Source organism: Serratia sp. CY55921, from assembly GCF_052167655.1.
GTDB lineage: Bacteria > Pseudomonadota > Gammaproteobacteria > Enterobacterales > Enterobacteriaceae > Serratia > Serratia ureilytica.
In genome coordinates, this window is the sequence record NZ_JBJNMU010000001.1 from 1,666,294 (window position 1) to 1,684,480 (window position 18,187).

Genomic DNA, 18,187 nt, shown 5'->3' on the forward strand with positions numbered 1-18,187 from the left:
TCAGGCAGGCTACAGAAAGGCGTACCGCTCACATTAAAACGCCCGTTGAAAACGCCGCCGAGAGCTAAAAGGAACCGTACAATCAACGACGCATTTATTGACGAGCCCATTCGCATCACTCCCGCCATAGAGCGGCAATTGCGAGGGATCAAGGGAAGTGCCGGGCAGCAAAGCGCTGACATGAATATCGCGTTCAAGTCGGGCGCGCGTACTCATAGCCCAGAGGACATCACGCTCCGAATAAGGGTCAACATCCTCATCCACCAGTAACACATTTTTGAGTGACGGCACCTCACCGAGCAATCTCTTGGCTGCGTCGATAACGCGCAGGTCATCACTGCAAGCGCGTTTAACGACTTGCAATACGGTAAGCAAGTGACCGCCGCCGGAAGGCAGAGCCGCGACGCGACAAAACAGCCTCTCAAGCCCCTCTGTTTTTAGTCGGGCGAGCAGCGAACACTCTTGGCCTAAACCAAGCAGAATGGATTGCTCCACACCAGGACCCGACAACGTCTGATATATCGCCCCGGCGCGGTGGCTTACCGCCTGAACCTGCAGTGTTGTGGCCATACCACATGGCGAGCGATAACCGAGATACTCAGGTAAGGAAAAACCGGCCACCTCCGCTGTCTCCGGTTCTTTTTCCGCCCCCAACATCCCTTCTATAACGATCTCGGCATGGGCGATATATCGCCCCGTATTGGCGTGACATGGCGCAATCTCCACCGCATTGCCGCGCAGGGCCCCCGCAACGCCTAACTCGTCGCTACCGTAAGAAAGACAAGGCCGAGTCAATGTCGAAGCCAGATAAATGGCCGGATCAAGCCCGATATTGACGGAAATCGGCAGTAGCTCTCCGCGCGCCAGATGTGTCGAAAGCATGTGTTGTAAGTGACCACGAGAGTCAATCGCCACCACCGCCGAATCCTCTTTGAAGGTAATTCGGTGGTAAGAACAATTCGCGGCTCCGGTTCGATTATCGTGCGCATAGATCAACCCCAACGTCACCGTCGGCCCAGGATCATCTTGCAGATAACGTAGAATCGGCAACAAAGCCAGGATTTCAGCAGGCTTACGCACGTTGTGAAAGTTGCGTTCCTCCCCGCCCAGTAATCTGGGCGCTATCGGCCTACTCGCCGCCTGCAACAACAACTGAGCATTTGATATGTCTGCGGAGTAACGTCCGAAGGGATCCAAAAACAGCCTGCAACGACGGCGATTACCAAACATCCCCATCAAAACGGGAAACTCGCCCCGCGTTGGTCGTCGATAAAGCCGTAACGGTTGCTCATCGGCAAACCAAGAACCGCCAGGCTGGCGATAGGCATCGAGAAAATCTTCAATCATCTCCACCTCGGGAGAAATCGATCTCTCCACCGGGGTAATCTCATCCCCTGCTTGCCGCAACAACGCCAAGGCAGAGCGCAAGTCATTAGGCAATAGCATTTGACTCCTCCCTCATCCCATCCGGGAAGTACAGCGAGAAGCCAAGACGATCCCCAACGCAGACAACAGCGCCGCCATGCCGGCCAACGCAATAGACAACGTGTAACTCTGATACAGGTCATACAGCCAACCGGCGGCGCTGCCCCCGCCAACGGCGGCGATCCCCACGGCGATATACAATGCCCCCAGAATGGCGCCCAGATTGGCGGTGCCGAACCATGTACTGGCCACTGCCGGGTACAGCGCAATACAGCCGCCGTTGGCCGCGCCGAACAGCAGCGCGAAAATCGCCAGCGCGGTAAAGCTGTGCGCGACACTCCAAAAACCGCATAACAGGGCCAAACTCAACGTGACGATAACCAAAAAATGCCGCGCGCCCATACGGTCGCCTATCCGCCCCAAAACCAGACGGCCGCCGATATTGCCCACGCCGATCAAACCGATGAGCAGATTGGCCTGCGTTGCATTTAGCCCCTGTTGTTGTGCATAAGGATTAATATGAACCAACGCCAGGAACAGTCCGATAGAGCCGAAAAATATCGCGATAAAAAACCACCAAAACTGAGCCTGTCTCGCCGCTTCTCGCAACGTAACGCTACCGTTAAACGCGGAACCCGGTATTGATGCCACCTCTACGGGACGAAGCCCATCGGGATATTCTCCCACGTCCTCTGGCCTGCCTCGTAAAATGAAGGCGGCAGCCAACCCCAACACGGCGATAGCGACGGCATACACTTGCAGAGTGCTTTGCCAGGACAAATGTCGCATCAGCCCACCGGCCACCATCGGCCCCACCAGCGTTCCCAAGCCGGTGCCAGCCAGCGCCAGGCCGGAAGCCGAGCTGCGATGAACGACGAACCAGCGTTGAATGGTTGAAACAGCCGGCACGTAAACCAATCCGACGCCAACCCCTACCAACAGGCAAAACGTGAGCAAAAACGCCGTCAGTGACGACGCCAGCAGGCTACTGCCGAAGAATCCCAGCGAAAGCAGTAAAATACCAATGCCGGTTACCGTCCTTACCGAAGTACGATCGCTCCAGGCACCGGAAAATACCCCAACGGCATAGTAAATTAACGCCGTCAGCGAGAAGATTGAGGCGGTAGAAAAACGCCCTGCGTCAAAGTTCGTCTGTAATGCAGTAAAAAATGCCCCGAATGAGTAAGCAGCGCCAAAAATAACCGCCAGTAAAAGATGAACGGCACCGACCATGTACCAACCGCGGAATTTTCTTTCCTTGACCATCACAGCCTCCTTTTTATTTAATAATTAACGCCGACAACGACCGAATGCTCGCCGCTCACATCCACTTCAATAAGCGATTGCACCGAGATCCCCGTCGCCTCGAACACGCGCCTGGCTCCACCATAATTGCGTTTTTCCACCACGCATAAGATGCCTGATACATCAGCCCCTGCTTTCCGCACTGCACAAACCAACCCCACCAATGTTCCGCCAGTGCTGATGAGATCGTCCACGATATAAACGTTATCGCCGGGCTCCACGCCGTTCAAAAAGAGGCTGCCGCCGGTATATTCGCAATCGAAATCAACCTGAACCTGTCCTTCAAGACCGGATGGGTACCAGCGGGCAATGCCGTATGGCAGGCCTGAAAGCAGCGAAACGGCAGCCAATAAACCGCCTCCTTTGTCTTCCTCCCCCACCAGCTTGGTTCCCGGCGGAAATTGCGCCGCATCGCAGACTCGCCTAGCTGCTTCACGCAAGAGTTCAGCCGGGGTTGCCGGGATCTGTTCCGTCAGAGCATTCAACAAAAACCGCCGCCCCTGAATCTCCACCAAAGGCTGCCGATCAAAAGACGCCTTGAGGATGTCCTCTTGCCCACTCTCAGCCGGCGCCTGCACGCGAAGGCGATCGGCATAGGCGACAGCGTCAAAAAAGGTTTGGAGTCGCACAGGGTCCTTACGGCGCGCGGACCGAGAGACGCCAGAACAGACATCAATGGCCGTGGGGAAACAATGCTGAATCAGATGGCTGACATTGCCGGCATGCAGTCCACCCGCAACAATTACCGGCCGCGCAAATGTTTTGTTTTTCAACAAACTCCAATCGAATGGCTTTCCAGAACCGCCGCTCAGCCCCTCGACCTGTGTGTCCAATAGGTATGCACTAACCTGATAGTCGTTTATCCTGTCCAGAGCCAAAGTGCTTTCGAGATGGAAACTTTTAATGACCGGGACATCAAATGCCTGGCAATACTCATTCGTTTCGTCACCCTGAAGCTGAATCGCTGCCAGGCCGCAATAACATATAATGTTTTTCACCCATTCCCTGGGTTCATTGACAAACACACCGACCACCTGAGTAAAAGGCGGCAATCGTTCAATGATCGAACGGGCTTCGTCGGGCGAAACCTGACGTGGACTTTGTGAAAAAATGAACCCCAATGCATTGGCCCCCGCGTTTAATGCCGCCAGAACATCCTCAAGGTGCGTGATGCCGCAGACTTTCACTCTCGTTCTCATTCATCGTCTCCTTGAATCGTTTAAGAACCTGATACGCCCGCCCGTTATCCAATACTTGCCGCACGAGTTTCGCCGCCTCGCCAAAGGAGCGCGTCTTGCCGGCCAACACCAGCGCCGTCGCGGCGCTCACTATAGTCGCGTTGCGATGGGCACCCCGCTCGCCGTTAAGCACTGCCAGGCAGATTTTCGCGTTACGCTCCGCAGCCCCCCCTCGCAGCGCCCGTAATTCACAGGCTGGAACTTCAAAATCATCCGGTTGCACAGAAAACCGACTTACGCATCCATCACTTACACACAGGACCTGGGTTTCTCCCAGACAGCTGACTTCATCCAAATCTCCTGCACCATGTACGATAAAAGCCGTCACCCCGCCCAACCTCACCAGCGCCTCAGCCATGGGATACAAAAGCGAAGCATGCGCAACGCCTATCAGTTGGTGCGTCACGTTAGCGGGATGAACCAGCGGCCCACTCAGATTAAACAGGCTACGAACCCCCAAAGCTCGCCGTACGACAGTCAGCCGTTCAGGAAACGCATACCAAGACGAAGTAGAGAGAAACGCGAAGTTGCTCGTTGCCAACGACCGCCGCAGCCATGCTTCATCACCCTTGCGCGAAACATCAATTCCCAATGCCGACATCATATCGCTGCTGCCGCTGACGCTGGTTACGCGACTATTTCCATGCTTGATCACTGGCACACCGGCCGCGGCCACAACCAAGGCTGCCGTGGTGGAAATATTGAAGGTCCCGCTCCGGTCTCCTCCGGTACCACCGATATTCAACGTAAGCGGCAAACCGCTTGCCAATGGCCGGCAACGTGCCGCTATTGCGTCAACCGCACCGGCTATCTCGTCAGCGGACTCGCCCTTTTGTGCCATGGCGACGAGCAACGCGCCGATCTGCATATCATCCAATTGCTGTTCCAGCATGGCCTGAACCAGATCTCGGGTCTGTTCTCGGCTCAAGCTAAGTCGTTTTTCAACCAAGATTTGCAAGACGTTTCTGAATCGCTCTTCCAGCGGTTTTATCGACAGCGTTGCGCTCATGTCTCCTCCAATCCCGCCCGCAAGAGATTCATAACCTCAGTCAAACTCTGAATACGGCCAAATACATAACCGATGTTCTCAAGCGCCGCCTCATGTCGCACTTGACGCGTCCCCGCGACGCACTCGCGCGGCACTATGACGCGATAATCTAATTGCATGGCGTCCTGAGCAGTCGCACGAACACAAACATCCGTGGCAACACCGGTCAGAACGACGGTATCTACTCCCATCCCACGCAGCAGAAGATCCAGGTCGGTGGCGAAGAACGCACTGTAACGGCGTTTGATTAATACCTGATCGCCAACCTGTGGAGATAAGTCTGCGATGATCTCAACGCCACGACTCCCTTCGAGGCAATGAAGTGTCTCGCCGTAGTCAAGCTCCCGGCCGAAGTCCACACGGTTGACGCGGTGACTTTCCTGGGTATAGATCACCGGGATGCCCGCACCGCGCGCAAAGCTCAACAAAACTTGAAGCGACGCGATAATCTCCCGCCCTCCTTCGCAAGGAACAGGACCATCTTCATCCAGAAAGTCGTATTGCATGTCGATCACCAAAACGGCAAATCGACGTGTCCGATTGGGGGGCTGAGTTGCTTTTTGACGTTGCATCTTTCTCTCCATGAATGACCGCACGGTGCCGATATTCGGTCTGGGTCAGGCGAAATACGTCGTGACGAGCTCTTGCAATGCGCGATGGCTTTCACGTACGGGTTTCAATTCATCCAAATGATCGAACCCCATGACATGCAACACACCGAATCCGCCAGACAGCGATTGCATTTCTTCTATGCGTTCACGTACCGTCTCCGGCGATCCAAGGAGCCAGCAATGCTTGGCGCAATACTCGACGGTGACTTCACTGTCGGGTACATCCGGGTGATGTTTGAACAAACCAAGCGCCTTGTTGCCGGCGATCATCGGCAAGTAATCCTCACGAAAGTAACGTCCCATTTCGCCTTCGACAGCAAGCCGCCATGCTTGCGCATCTGTGTCGGCGATCAGAATAGGACGACTGACACGCCATGTATCCCTGGCCGGAGGAACCCTTCCATTCAATGCGGCGCCCTCTTCAACAACTTGCCAATGGGTATGGAGATACTGCGGCGTAAAACAAAAGCTGATAGGGATCCAGCCATTACGACCGGCAATCTTTAACGTCGAGGATGAAGGTGAAAGGCCGGTCACGCCTACTGGCGGATGGGGTGATTGATAGGGCTTGAGGTGATAACCGGAGGTTTTATCCCACTGATCCGCCGGCCGACGCGCTGTCCAATACTTACCTTTAAATTCGAATGGCCCATCGCTATTCCAAAATCGCATCATGATCGCTATCGATTCTGCCGTCATCTCCCGATGCACACCCGACTTATGATCTATGTCGAACATGTCGAGATCCAACGTGGTACCGCTGGCGCCAATTCCCACCATTAATCGCCCCTTCGATATATGATCCAGCCAACAAATGCGATGAGCCAACTCGGCTGGATGATGAAACGGCAGCATAAAGGCGCCCGGCGCCAATTTTATGCGCTCAGTCTGCAAAATGGCTTAAGCGATGAGCAAATCTGGAGAAGGGCACGGTTCAGCCGGCATCGTATAATGCTCGCCAATCCAAGCCTCATCAAAACCGATTTTGTCCAAAAACCTCAAGGTATCAAGATCGTGGTAATGCCCATCGTGCAACGAGCGATAACGCGGATGTGCCGGCATTAAAAATGCGCCAAGTTTCATGTTCGATTATCTCCTTGAAGCGTAAAATCCCGATTAGCACGTGATATACGGCAAATTGACATTCAACCCATCAATTTCATTCAAATTAAAAATGAATTAATGCTTAGACATTATTAAGTCGTAAAATCAAACACCTGAAAAAGTTAACCACGAAAAGTTAAGATGATTATTGAACATTACTTTCCCCTTAAGTATATAGTTGTATAGACAAGGCAATGGCAACACGAAATTGCTTAATTTGTGATCAATAACAAATTCATAACAATTAGCCATGAAGAAAAAAAGACATTACTGGTTCAAAAAAAGAGGCAACGTGAAGTGTGCAAAAGTGAGACAAAAAATGGCTAACTTTACTGTTAAATAAAGAAAAAACAAACATCCCCGCGTGAATGATTGTGAGAAAGATGAAACATTTCTCCCAACTTGGTTTATTAACATAAGGAAACAACCAAATACAATAATTAGAATGACACGCATTTGTAGTTATATTCCAAGTGAATAATTAAACATAAATGCATTTTTAAATATGATGGATTATAGTTTCATTTACGCTTTACCCATTTTATTGAGAAAGGTATATTTACCAAACATCAATATAATAAATATCTCTGGAGAAATATCTTGCAAAATAAACTCACCATCCTCGCGGGCATAGCCACCATTATCGGCACCCTCTTCGCTGGTTATTCTGCCTTTTCATCTTCAACGGAAACACGCAGTCAGTTCGTTAATGGCAGCGCGAATACGACGATTGGTAGTAATAGCGGAAATATCACCATCACTAACACACCGGGTGAAAAGGCGCCTCAGCTAGTGCTGAAGCGGCCGATGCCTTTAATTGCTCAACCCAATATGGGTAACTTGTTGGAACCCACCAAACATATTTGCCAGCTCATCGCCGGCACACAGGTCGCATTGACAGGTAAAAGCGCTGCAATGGACATCGGCAATGCGGAATGGAAAGAAATCTCCATCATTACCGGCGAATGTGCCGGTCAGCGAGGCTGGATCACCTCAACGGCGCTCACCTACCAATAATCGAGTGATATTGCCCCCTTCATTCCGCTATCGGAGCCGACACTCACCGCGCCCGCAATACCCGATCGATCAATCCCCAGGCCGCCGCTTCGTCGGCGGTCATAAAGCGATCGCGATCCAACACCCGCTCCACTTCCTCTTCGTTCAGGCCGCAATGTTGGGCATACAGCCGGATCACCCGGTCTTTGGTGCGTTTCATTTCCTCTGCCTGGATCAGAATGTCGGACGCCTGCCCCTGAAAGCCGCCCAGCGGTTGGTGCACATGCAGACTGGCGTTGGGCAGCGCCATGCGGTGCCCCGGCTCACCGGCCATCAGCAGGAACGACCCCATCGAGCGCGCGGTGCCCATGCACAGCGTATGCACCGGGGCACGGATATACTGCATGGTGTCGTAAATCGCCAGCCCGCTGGTGATCGCCCCGCCCGGCGAGTTGATGTACAGGTGGACCGGTTTTTCCGGGTTTTCCGCTTCCAGAAACAGCAGCTGGGCGCACAGCATTTCGGCCACGTCATCGTTGACTTCGCCGTTGAGGAACACGATCCGATCGCGCAGCAGGCGCGAGTAAATGTCAAAGGAACGTTCTCCCCGGCTGGTCTGCTCCACCACCATCGGGACGAGCATCATCTTCTCACGCATCGGTGAACTCCTGGGTTGGCAACAAAGAGAAAGGTGTTTAACGCGTCAGGCGGCGCGCATTACCGTCGTCGGGCCATAGTTGGCGGCGTCGAGCTGGTGGATAATCCGCAGCAGGCTGCCGCCGCCGGCGTCCGGCACGATCTGCAGGGTGACGACGCTTTCGAGAAACGGCGGTTGGTCGTCGCGCAGGCGATAGCTCACCGCTTCGCCCGGCGTGGTGGCCAACGGCTCGGCCTGCGCCAGGTCGCCCGTTGGCAGCCACTGCTCGCGCAGCGCAGGAATACTGAGCGCCTGCCACACTTTTTCCGGCGGCGCATCGAGCGAATATTCCAACACCAGCCGATCGTGCGGCGGCGGCTCAGCCCGTTTGTTCATTGGTCCATGTCCTTCAGCAAGGTTTGCAGTGCATCGATGCGCGCCGGCCACCAGGCGCGGTACTTCGCCAGCCATTGGGCGATCTGCGCCAGCCCGTCCGGGTCGACCTGATAATTGACGCAGCGCCCCTGCTTCGCCTCACGCACCAGCCCGGCATTGCGCAGCACCGCCAGGTGTTGCGACATCGCCGACTGGCTGATGGTCAGCCCTTCGCGCAGCGCGCTGGCGTTCATGCTGCCGGCGGCGAGTTTGTCGAAGATGCAGCGGCGGGTCGGATCGGCCAACGCCTTGAAGATGTCATTTTCGTTCATACAAACACATTAGTATTCACTTATGTATTATGCAACCGAGCAAGGCATTTTTTGCTGCAAAAGAAACTCCGCGCCGAAGCGCGGAGTGAATGGACGAGGCATGATCGCGCTTATGAACGGATCGGGATCACCAGCACGTCGATATTCAACTGGTTGATGGCGTTGCGGGTGGAAGAAAACAGATTGCTCCACAGATCGTGGTGATGGCCGAACACCAGCAGATCGATGTCTTTATCCACGATCGCCGTGCGCAGTTCGTCAACGAAGCCGCCGCGCCCGATAATCACTTCCGCGATCGGGTAATTGACGTTTTGCGTGGTGGGTTCCAGCTCTTTGCGGATCTTCTCTTCGAACGGCACGCCGTCGTCGCTGCGCTCAGAAAAGCCGATCGCCGCGTGGTAGGTGTCGTAATGAACGTCCACATAGATCAGCGAGAGTTTGGCCTTCAGCGCTTCCGCCAGCAGCGCCCCCTTTTCGACCAGCCGTTTGCCGTCATCGCTCAGATCGGTGGCGATGACAATATGGTGGTAACACATAGCGCCTCCTGTCATGGACTCGGTAGAGCCGAGGCTCCGATATCACGCCGGGGTCATATCGTTATGGTTAATTTTAGTTCAGAAATGGCACTCGTGGCGGGAGGTGATGCGGTGGGAAAGCCCCGTTGCCGGGGCTGAAGGCAGAAATTACTTCTCGCGCTGCGCCTCAAACCAGACGTTGCACAACGACAGGATCAGCGTGTTGGCGTCTTTCACCAGCACGTTGTCGCCGGGCACCCCTTCGGTGCCTTGATCGGTGATGCCTTTGATAGCGATATCGGCATGCTGAATGGCCACGCGCTCGACCGACGGCGTGCTGATGCCCAGCATCGGGAAATCGATGTAGGAACTGCTGCCGGCGTTGTCCTCGACAAACTCCTGCGCCTCTACGGTGCTGACGGTAGCCCCCTCGCTTTTCAGCGCCGTGCCGTTCCAGCTGAACGCATCCGCTTTATAGCTGATCTTGCCGCCGATCAGGCTCTGCGCCTGCTGCTGATCCCAGCAACCGGTGGTTTGGGTCGGCACGATTTTGCTGACGCGCCAGTTGCCCAGCAGCTGTTTAGGGATCGGCCCGGTATCGCTCTCCGCCGCCCGAACCTGAGTCGCCGAGACGCAGGCCAACACCACCAGCGGCAGCAGCGCCTTGCTCCAAGTGTTCAATCGCATTGTCTTTTCCTTCGTTTCAGTACCCAGTCTGCCCTCGCGGGCCAGCGGCTATCATAATAAGCCCGCCGATTCGCCGTCAAAGCAATCCGCATCGCGCCGGGCGGCGGCTACTCATAGCCAATCGCTATTAGTCATAGTGAATCAGTATTTTGTTTTAGCTCAGCGATTACCTACAGTCACTGCCACTATTCTGCCCGCCTAAATTAGCAGGCAATGTTGACAAGGACCCTGGGAAAATGACATTTACGCTGAAAAACCTCACGCTGGCGCTGGCCGCCGCCGGCACGCTGTTGCTGACCGCCTGCGGCCCGACCGCACAGGACGATCACCACATCAAGGTCGGCATCAGCGCCGGCATCGATCAGTCGCTGTGGGCGGTGGTGCAGAAAGTGGCCAAGCAGAAATACGATCTGGACGTGGAGGTGGTGACCTTCAACGATTACGTGCTGCCGAACGAAGCGCTGAACAACGGCGATCTGGACGTCAACGCCTTCCAACACAAGCCGTATCTGGACAAACAGATGCAGGAGCGCGGCTACAAACTGGCGGCAGTAGGCAACACCTTCGTCTACCCGATCGCCGGCTATTCGAAGAAAATCACCGCGCTCAGCCAACTGCCGGACGGCGCGCAGGTGGCAGTGCCGAACGATCCGACCAACCTGGGCCGCTCGCTGCTGCTGTTGCAAAAACAGGGGCTGATTACGCTGAAAGACGGCGTCGGCCTGCTGCCGACCGCGCTGGACATCGTCAGCAACCCGAAAAAGCTGAAAATCGTCGAGATTGAAGCGCCGCAGCTGCCGCGCGCGCTGGACGACCAGCAGGTGACGCTGGCGATCATCAACACCAACTATTCCAGCCAGATCGGTCTGTCGCCGGCGAAGGACGGGCTGTTTGTCGAGGACAAAAACTCGCCTTACGTCAACATCTTCGCCAGCCGCATCGACAACAAAGACAGCGAGAAAGTGAAGGATCTGGTCAAGGCCTACCAGACCGATGAAGTGGCGGCCAGCGCCGCCGAAATCTACAAGGGCGACGCCGTCAAAGGCTGGTAACGCCGCGCGTAGGGCCCGTGGCGCCTGGCCACGGGCGATGACAGCCTCAGCCGCGCTGGATGGAAACGCCGCCGTCCACCAGCATTGCGGTGCCGGTGACGAACGAGGAAGCGTCAGACGCCAAATACAGCGCCGCCTGCGCGATCTCCTCCGGCATCGCCAACCGCTTCAGCGCGTGCAGCTGAGCCACCTGCGCCAATGCTTCCGGGGTATTGCTCATCTGCCGCCCCATCGCCGTGTCGGTGCCCCCCGGCAGCAGCGCGTTCACCCGAATACCGTGTCCGCCAAACTCCACCGCCAGCGCCTGCGTCAGGCCGATCAGCCCCGATTTGCTGGCCGCATAGGCCGCCGTACCGGGAAACGCCGCGGTGTGGCCGACGAACGTAGAGGTGAAGATCACCGAGCCCGCGCCGCGCGCCTGCATGGCGGGGATTTGATATTTGGCGCTGTAGTAAGCGCTGGACAGATTGGTTTCCAGCACGTCGCGCCATTCTGACGCGCTGAGCGCCAGCGACGGCCCCAGCGGCCCCAACGTGCCGGCGTTGTTGAAGGCGATATCCAGCCCGCCGAATTCATCGACGGCCGTCGCCGTCAACCGTTCGGCGAAGGCTTCGTCGCGCACGTCACCGGCTACCGCCAACGCCCGGCCGCCCTCGCGCCGAATGTCCTCCACCAGTTCAGCCAGCAGCCGCTCGCGCCGGGCGCCCAGCACCAGCGTCGCCCCCTGCCGGGCGAACAACAGCGCCGCCGCCCGCCCGATCCCCGAACTGGCGCCGCCAATCACCGCCACCTTACCGTTCAATGCGTTCATCTCTTATCCTCACACCGTAAAAGAGCCTCAGTGTGACGCAACATCCGGCGCAGCGCTGGCCGCAAGCGGACATGCAATTGGCGCCATGAAAAAGGCGCTGCAAGCAGCGCCCCGGCAACGCGGATCCGACGGCGAACTCACGGTTTGGCCGCGTATTTCTCCTGATTGGCCGGCGTCACCAACTCGAACGGGATCCAGTAATACGGCTCAAGCTTTTCGCCGTTGATCATGCGCTGCGCCACATCGACCGACGCCTTGCCCTGGCCGACCGCATCCTGGAACACCGTGACCTGCATCTTGCCGGAGGCCAGCGCCTTGAGGCCGTCGGGCGTGGCGTCGATGCCGCCGATCAGCACGTTCTTGTCCGCTTTGCCGGCCTGCTGCAGCGCCATGATCGCGCCGATCGCCATCTCGTCATTGTTGGCGGCGACGATGTCGATCGTTTCGCCGTTGGTCAGCCAGTTCATCATCAGGTCCATACCTTCACTGCGTGAATAGTTGGCGCTCTGTTTCTGCACCACCTTCATCTTCGGGTATTTGGCCACCACCTGCTCCACGTCTTTGGTGCGCTGCAGCGCGCCGGCGTCGGTCAGGTTGCCGATCATCACCGCCACATTGCCCTGATAGTTGGCCAGCCGCGCCAGTTCTTCCATCTGCAACGTGCCGGACTCCCGCTCGTCGGAGCCGACGAACACCACTCCCTGCGGCAGCCTGGCGTCGCCCGGCGTGCGGTTCACGTACACCAGCGGCACGCCGGCGGCCTGCACCATTTTGGTCATCACCGGCGTGCTGGCCGAGTTGACCGGATCGACGATAATCGCGTCCACCCCGGCGCTGATAAAGCTCTGCACCTGATCGGTCTGGCGGCCGACGTCGCCGCGCGCGTCCTCAAACTGCACGGTAATGCCGCGCGCTTTGGCCTCCTTGTCGATCGCCTGGCGGATAATGGTGAGGAAGTTCTGGTCGAAATAGGCCATCGATACGCCGATGGTTTGCGCCCATGCCGGCGCGGAAGCGCACAGCGCCGCCGCCAGCCACAGCCCTTTCAGAAAGTTCATGATGTGTCCCCCCGGGTAAAAAAACGCCGCCGGCCAACCTTGGCGCCGGCGGCAATTCACGGCAATCAGTGTTTCTTGCGGTTGCGACGCATGTCGATCGACACGGCGGCGACGATAATCACGCCTTTGATGATGTCCTGAATGTAAGAATCGACGCCGATAAAGGTGAAGCCGCTTTTGATAAGGCCGAGGATCACCGCGCCTATCAACGTGCCGGTAATGCGCCCGACGCCGCCCATCAGGCTGCTGCCGCCGATCACCGCCGCGGCGATGGCGTCCAGCTCATAGGACATGCCCATGCTCGACTGGCCGCTGCTGACGCGCGCCGCCAGCACCACGCCCGCCAGTCCCGCCAACCCGCCGGCGATGGTGTAAACCGTCACCAGGTACTTATTGACGTTGATGCCGGAAACCCGCGCCGAGGTCATGTTGCCGCCGATGGCGTAGATGTATTTGCCATAACGGGTGTGCTTCAGCGCGATGTGGAAGATCACCGCGATCACCAGGAAGATGATCACCGGCATCGCCCCCTGGCCGATCGCCGTGAAGCCATCCGACAGGAAGCTGACCGGGTTACCCTTGGTGTAGTACTGCGCCAGACCGCGCGCCGATACCATCATCCCCAGCGTGGCGATGAACGGCGGAATGCCGGTGCGGGTGATCAGGAAGCCGTTGATAAAGCCGCAGACGATGCCCACCCCGATCCCCGCGCCGATCGGGATCGCCGCCGGCAGATCGAGCAGCCCCGGATACATCGGCGAAATGCTGTCCGAGGTCTGCGCCAGGCTGGCCGCCACCACCGCGGTCAACGCAATCAGCGAACCGGATGAGAGATCGATGCCGGTGGTGATGATGACCTGGGTGACGCCCACCGCGATGATGCCGATGATCGCCACCTGCAGCACGATCAGCAGCAGGCGGTTCGGGTTAAGCAGGAACGACTGATCGCGCATGTACCAGCCAAGGATTTCGAAGATCAGCGCAATGCCGAGCATCACGATGAAAATACCGGTGTCTTTCGGCATTTTGCCGCTCAGCCCGGAGAACAGCGATCCCTTGCCCGTTGAATCGGCGGAGAGCGGCTTCTCAATCTTTACGTTACTCATGATGTTCACCCTTCGTTATTCTGAGGCCAGCGCCAGGATCTTTTCCTGGTCCGCGTCGTCTTTGTCCAAAATGCCGGTGATGCGGCCGCCGTGCATCACCATCACCCGATCGCTCATGCCGAGGATCTCCGGCAGCTCGGAAGACACCAGAATGATGGCGACGCCGCGGTTGGCCAGCTCGCTGATCAGGCGGTAGATTTCCGCTTTGGCTCCCACGTCGATGCCGCGCGTCGGTTCGTCAAGTATCAGGATTTTCGGCTGCGCCAGCAGCCAGCGCGCGATCAGCACCTTCTGCTGGTTGCCGCCGCTGAGGTTATTGATGATCTGATCCATGGTCGGCGTTTTGATGTTGAGCTTCTTGATCTGCGCCATGCAGTCTTTGGCCATCTGCACATGGCTGACGAAGCCGTTCTTGCCGATGTATTCCGACAGGTTGACGATGCTCATGTTTTCGACCACCGACAGCACCAGAAACAGGCCGGACTTCTTGCGATCTTCGGTGAGAAACGCCAGCCCGCTCTCGATCGCCTTCGCCGGGGAATCCACCTTCACCGCCTGGCCTTCGATAAAGATCTCGCCGCCGTCCGCCGGGTGCATGCCGAACAGGCTTTCCATCACTTCGCTGCGTCCGGCGCCCACCAGCCCGGCGACGCCGAGGATCTCGCCGCGTTTGACGCTGAACGAGACGTCGTGGAACCAGCCGCTGCGGCGCAACCCGGCCACCCGCAGCACTTCCTCGCCGATGTTGTTGTTGAATTTGGGGAACATCTGCGTCAGCTCACGCCCCACCATCATGGTGATCAGCGACTGTTTGGTCAGATTTTCGGTTTTGTCGCAGGCGATGAAGGTGCCGTCGCGGAAAATGCTCACTTCGTCGGTGATGGCGAAGATTTCGTCCATCTTGTGGCTGATGTAAATGATGCCCTTGCCCTGCTCGCGCAGCTCGCGAATGATGGCGAACAGGTGCACCACTTCACCTTCGGTCAGCGCCGAGGTCGGCTCATCCATGATCAGCACGTCGGCGTTGTAGGATACGGCCTTGGCGATCTCCACCATCTGCTGGCTGGCGATGCTCAGTTCGCCCACCAGCGTTTCCGGCCGCAGTTTGATGTTCAGCCGCGCCAGCAGCTCGCGGGTTTGTTCATTCAGCTGTTCGTGGTTGACGAACCCCAGCCGCGCCGGCTCACGCCCCAGCCAGATGTTTTCCGCCACCGTCATGTAGGGCACCAGGTTCAGCTCCTGGTGAATCATGGAAATGCCCGAATGCAGCGCCTGCAGCGTGTCGCTGAAGGTCACCGGCCGGCCTTTGATTTTGATCGAGCCCTCATCCGGGTGATAGATGCCGATCAGGCATTTCATCAGCGTCGACTTGCCCGCGCCGTTTTCGCCCATCAGCGCATGCACGCTGCCGGGTTTGATTTTAATCGAGACCTTATCCAGCGCTTTGACGCCGGGGAACTGCTTGCTGATGCCTTCGGCCTCAAGAACATAAGGGTACATACCGCTTACCTCCGCACTGACCCACGTTTTCTGCGGCGGGCGCTCAGGTGGAGCGCCTGCGGCAGGCTTCAAGGCTTATTTTTTGTTTTTATCGGCGAATTGCTGGTAATTGGCCTGGGTGATCAACTGATAAGGGATCAGCACGTTGCTCTCCACCTTCTCGCCTTTCACCAACTGAACGGCGGTTTGCACCGCGCCTTCGCCCTGGCCTTTGGCGTCCTGGAACACGCTCAGCGCCAGATCGCCTTTTCTGATGAATTCCAGCGCATCGGGCGTGCCATCCACGCCGGCCACCCGCACGCCGGACTTTTTAGCCTGCTTGAGCGCCAGGATGGCGCCGATGGCCATTTCATCGTTGTTGGAGGCGATGGCGTCGATCTGCTGGCCGGTCAGCACCCAGTCAGTGGTGATATCCACCGCATCTTTACGCGTCCACTTGGCGGTTTGCTTATCGACAATCTTGATGCCGGGATAGTTGGCCGCCACCTCTTCCACGCCGCGGGTGCGGTCGCGGGTCGATTCATTCGACAGTTCCCCCATCAGGATCATCACGTTGCCCTTGCCGTTCATCAGCTTGGCTAACGCTTCCATCTGCAGTTTGCCGGCCAGCTTGGAATCGGAGCCGACATAGGCCATGCCGGCCGGGAGCGTCACTTCCGGCTTGCGGTTGACGAACACCAGCGGGATCTTGGCGTTCTCGGCCAATTTGATCATCGGCTTGACGCCCTGGGTATCCACCGGGTTGAGGATGATGGCGTCGACGCCCTGGCTGACGAAGTTTTCGATTTGTTGAATTTGCTGCGCGATGTCGCCCTTGGCGTCTTCGAACTGGCCGCTGACGTTGCCGTCGGCTTTCATTTTGTTTTGCATCGACTGGCGCAGAATGGTGAGGAAGTTGTCATCGAAGTAAGCCATGGAAACGCCGATCTTGATGTCTTTCGCCAACACGCTGGCCGGCAGCATGCACATCAGTACGGAGGCGGCGATCAGTTTCTTCAGCTTCATGTTCGTTACCCTTTAATCGTTAGAATGAAGTGGTCTGTTGATTGACAGCTAATGAAAGATATTTTTTACATTCAAACAACATTACGGTCGGTGTTATCCCTTTGATACGGCGAAATTACCGCGTTATCACCGTATTAAGGCCGTGAACAAAATGGTGATCGATATCTCAAAACAGATTAAAAACAATCAATTGAAATAAACCCCTGGTAGAGCAAGCCGCGTCTTCGCCGCTTTTTTAAATATTTATTTCATAATTGAGATTATTGAAACTTTTTAACCCAAACAAGCGAAACATGCGTTTTGGAATGGCTTATTAACAAAAACATGACACGGATCTAACAAATGCAGTGAAAGCCATCGGGTAACGCGCCCCGCGCGTGCGCCACGCCGGGCGACGGCAAAAACTGCGAGCGGGCGCGCAGTTTGCGGTTTCCGCGTTTCCCGACCATCCTTACTCGGCAATAATGGACATATCCCTATCTCAGGAGGACCTGACATGCAGCTCAGCAGTAAGGTGCGGATGAACCGCCTGTTCAATAACGGCAAGTGCCTGGATGTGGCGATCGATCACGGCATCGCCAACGAACCGGATTTCTTAATCGGTCTGGAAGATATCGAACGGGTGATGGGCAACCTGATCGCCGCGCGCCCCGACGCCATTCAGGTCAACTACGGCCAGGCGGAGCTGCTGCAGCGCGCGCCGCAGCGCGAAAAGCCGGCGCTGGTGATGCGCACCGACGTCGGCAACGCCTATAACGCCGCGCGCCACCGTGAGATGTGGGCGGTGTTGCACAACCCGGAAGCGCCGATCCTCGCCGCGCTGCAAATGGACGCCGCCGCGGTGGTGGTCAATCTGTATATGATCCCGGATGAACCCGGCATTTTCCGCCAGTGCGTAGAGAACATCGGCCGCCTGCGCCACGCCTGCGATCGCTACGCCATGCCGCTGATGATCGAACCGCTGGTGATGGCCCCGGCCGGCCAGGGCGCCGCCTACGGGTCGCTCGGCGACGTGGAAAAGATCGTGCCGCTGGTGCGGCTGGCGCGCGAACTGGGTGCCGACATCATCAAGGCCGACCCGACCGAACGGGTGGAAGATTTCCACCGCGTGGTGGAAGCGGCGCGCTGCCCGACGCTGGTGCGCGGCGGCGGCAAGGGGGAGCTGGGCCCGGTGCTGGAGAAATCCGCGGCGCTGATGGCCCAGGGCGCGTCCGGCATGGTCTATGGCCGCAACGTCTATCAACACAGCAATCCGTCGCAGGTGGTGCGCGCCCTGATGGCGATCATCCATCAAGGCGCCAGCGGCCAACAGGCGCTGGAGATCTACCACCAGCAGTGACCCGCTTTTGTAACTAAAATAACCCCTTCGCGACCCGGCAGCA

At 57.0% G+C, this 18,187-nt stretch carries 20 protein-coding genes; 3 read left to right on the forward strand and 17 right to left on the reverse strand.

What is annotated here, in order from left to right; genetic code table 11:
• Positions 1 to 33: 33 nt before the first annotated feature.
• Genes ACJ8M3_RS07935 through ACJ8M3_RS07965 form a run of 7 tightly spaced genes read right to left on the reverse strand, consistent with a single transcriptional unit; the run spans position 34 to position 6,710 of the window.
• On the reverse strand, positions 34 to 1,446 hold the full coding sequence (locus ACJ8M3_RS07935; protein WP_052752687.1) for a UbiD family decarboxylase: 1,413 nt from the start codon (positions 1,444 to 1,446) through the stop codon (positions 34 to 36).
• A 12-nt stretch (positions 1,447 to 1,458) separates the two neighbouring features.
• On the reverse strand, positions 1,459 to 2,691 hold the full coding sequence (locus ACJ8M3_RS07940; RefSeq protein WP_442514641.1) for an MFS transporter: 1,233 nt from the start codon (positions 2,689 to 2,691) through the stop codon (positions 1,459 to 1,461).
• A 17-nt stretch (positions 2,692 to 2,708) separates the two neighbouring features.
• A complete protein-coding gene (locus ACJ8M3_RS07945) occupies positions 2,709 to 3,929 on the reverse strand; it encodes a hypothetical protein (protein ID WP_089196942.1) in 1,221 nt (406 codons plus the stop codon).
• Positions 3,889 to 4,977 carry an anthranilate phosphoribosyltransferase gene (gene trpD, locus ACJ8M3_RS07950; RefSeq protein ID WP_089196941.1) on the reverse strand — a complete coding sequence of 363 codons (1,089 nt, stop codon included), beginning with the start codon at positions 4,975 to 4,977 and terminating at the stop codon, positions 3,889 to 3,891. The genes ACJ8M3_RS07945 and trpD overlap by 41 nt, the downstream gene beginning before the upstream one ends.
• Complete coding sequence (locus tag ACJ8M3_RS07955; RefSeq protein ID WP_089196940.1) at positions 4,974 to 5,588, reverse strand: cysteine hydrolase family protein; 615 nt, start codon at positions 5,586 to 5,588, stop codon at positions 4,974 to 4,976. The genes trpD and ACJ8M3_RS07955 overlap by 4 nt, the downstream gene beginning before the upstream one ends.
• Before the next feature lie 45 nt (positions 5,589 to 5,633).
• Positions 5,634 to 6,521: an LLM class flavin-dependent oxidoreductase gene (locus ACJ8M3_RS07960; RefSeq protein WP_442514642.1), complete on the reverse strand. Its 888-nt coding sequence runs from the start codon at positions 6,519 to 6,521 to the stop codon at positions 5,634 to 5,636.
• A 6-nt stretch (positions 6,522 to 6,527) separates the two neighbouring features.
• Positions 6,528 to 6,710, reverse strand: coding sequence for a hypothetical protein (locus ACJ8M3_RS07965; RefSeq protein ID WP_442514643.1), 183 nt, complete (start codon positions 6,708 to 6,710; stop codon positions 6,528 to 6,530).
• 621 nt (positions 6,711 to 7,331) lie between these two features.
• Here ACJ8M3_RS07965 and ACJ8M3_RS07970 point away from each other — a divergent pair.
• Positions 7,332 to 7,748 carry a hypothetical protein gene (locus tag ACJ8M3_RS07970; RefSeq protein WP_046686881.1) on the forward strand — a complete coding sequence of 139 codons (417 nt, stop codon included), beginning with the start codon at positions 7,332 to 7,334 and terminating at the stop codon, positions 7,746 to 7,748.
• 43 nt (positions 7,749 to 7,791) lie between these two features.
• On the opposite strand, the gene ACJ8M3_RS07975 is transcribed toward ACJ8M3_RS07970, so the two are convergent.
• The 5 genes from ACJ8M3_RS07975 to ACJ8M3_RS07995 form a co-directional block, all read right to left on the reverse strand.
• Positions 7,792 to 8,385: an ATP-dependent Clp protease proteolytic subunit gene (locus ACJ8M3_RS07975; protein ID WP_033642740.1), complete on the reverse strand. Its 594-nt coding sequence runs from the start codon at positions 8,383 to 8,385 to the stop codon at positions 7,792 to 7,794.
• Positions 8,386 to 8,430: 45 nt separating this feature from the next.
• The gene (locus tag ACJ8M3_RS07980; protein WP_089196939.1) at positions 8,431 to 8,760 is read right to left on the reverse strand and encodes an SRPBCC family protein; all 330 of its coding nucleotides are present in this window, start codon (positions 8,758 to 8,760) and stop codon (positions 8,431 to 8,433) included.
• Entirely contained in the window at positions 8,757 to 9,071 is a 315-nt protein-coding gene (locus tag ACJ8M3_RS07985) for an ArsR/SmtB family transcription factor (RefSeq protein ID WP_089196938.1), read from the reverse strand. Before ACJ8M3_RS07985 ends, ACJ8M3_RS07980 begins: the two co-directional genes overlap by 4 nt.
• A gap of 110 nt (positions 9,072 to 9,181) precedes the next feature.
• Positions 9,182 to 9,607, reverse strand: coding sequence for a universal stress protein (locus tag ACJ8M3_RS07990; RefSeq protein WP_033642735.1), 426 nt, complete (start codon positions 9,605 to 9,607; stop codon positions 9,182 to 9,184).
• A 147-nt stretch (positions 9,608 to 9,754) separates the two neighbouring features.
• Positions 9,755 to 10,273 carry a hypothetical protein gene (locus tag ACJ8M3_RS07995; RefSeq protein WP_033642734.1) on the reverse strand — a complete coding sequence of 173 codons (519 nt, stop codon included), beginning with the start codon at positions 10,271 to 10,273 and terminating at the stop codon, positions 9,755 to 9,757.
• A gap of 236 nt (positions 10,274 to 10,509) precedes the next feature.
• Here ACJ8M3_RS07995 and metQ point away from each other — a divergent pair, with 236 nt between their 5' ends.
• Positions 10,510 to 11,325 carry a methionine ABC transporter substrate-binding lipoprotein MetQ gene (gene metQ / locus ACJ8M3_RS08000; protein ID WP_015377546.1) on the forward strand — a complete coding sequence of 272 codons (816 nt, stop codon included), beginning with the start codon at positions 10,510 to 10,512 and terminating at the stop codon, positions 11,323 to 11,325.
• Positions 11,326 to 11,371: 46 nt separating this feature from the next.
• Here metQ and ACJ8M3_RS08005 read toward each other — a convergent pair whose 3' ends face one another.
• The 5 genes from ACJ8M3_RS08005 to ACJ8M3_RS08025 form a co-directional block, all read right to left on the reverse strand.
• A complete protein-coding gene (locus ACJ8M3_RS08005; protein ID WP_089196937.1) occupies positions 11,372 to 12,136 on the reverse strand; it encodes an SDR family oxidoreductase in 765 nt (254 codons plus the stop codon).
• Between the two features lie 137 nt (positions 12,137 to 12,273).
• Complete coding sequence (locus tag ACJ8M3_RS08010) at positions 12,274 to 13,194, reverse strand: sugar ABC transporter substrate-binding protein (protein WP_033642732.1); 921 nt, start codon at positions 13,192 to 13,194, stop codon at positions 12,274 to 12,276.
• Positions 13,195 to 13,259: 65 nt separating this feature from the next.
• Positions 13,260 to 14,300: an ABC transporter permease gene (locus tag ACJ8M3_RS08015; protein ID WP_033652114.1), complete on the reverse strand. Its 1,041-nt coding sequence runs from the start codon at positions 14,298 to 14,300 to the stop codon at positions 13,260 to 13,262.
• Between the two features lie 15 nt (positions 14,301 to 14,315).
• Positions 14,316 to 15,800, reverse strand: coding sequence for a sugar ABC transporter ATP-binding protein (locus ACJ8M3_RS08020; protein ID WP_033642731.1), 1,485 nt, complete (start codon positions 15,798 to 15,800; stop codon positions 14,316 to 14,318).
• Positions 15,801 to 15,875: 75 nt separating this feature from the next.
• A complete protein-coding gene (locus ACJ8M3_RS08025) occupies positions 15,876 to 16,805 on the reverse strand; it encodes a sugar ABC transporter substrate-binding protein (protein WP_033652022.1) in 930 nt (309 codons plus the stop codon).
• Between the two features lie 496 nt (positions 16,806 to 17,301).
• Between ACJ8M3_RS08025 and ACJ8M3_RS08030 the strand changes: the two genes are divergently transcribed.
• The gene (locus tag ACJ8M3_RS08030; protein ID WP_033642729.1) at positions 17,302 to 18,144 is read left to right on the forward strand and encodes a class I fructose-bisphosphate aldolase; all 843 of its coding nucleotides are present in this window, start codon (positions 17,302 to 17,304) and stop codon (positions 18,142 to 18,144) included.
• Positions 18,145 to 18,187: the final 43 nt, after the last annotated feature.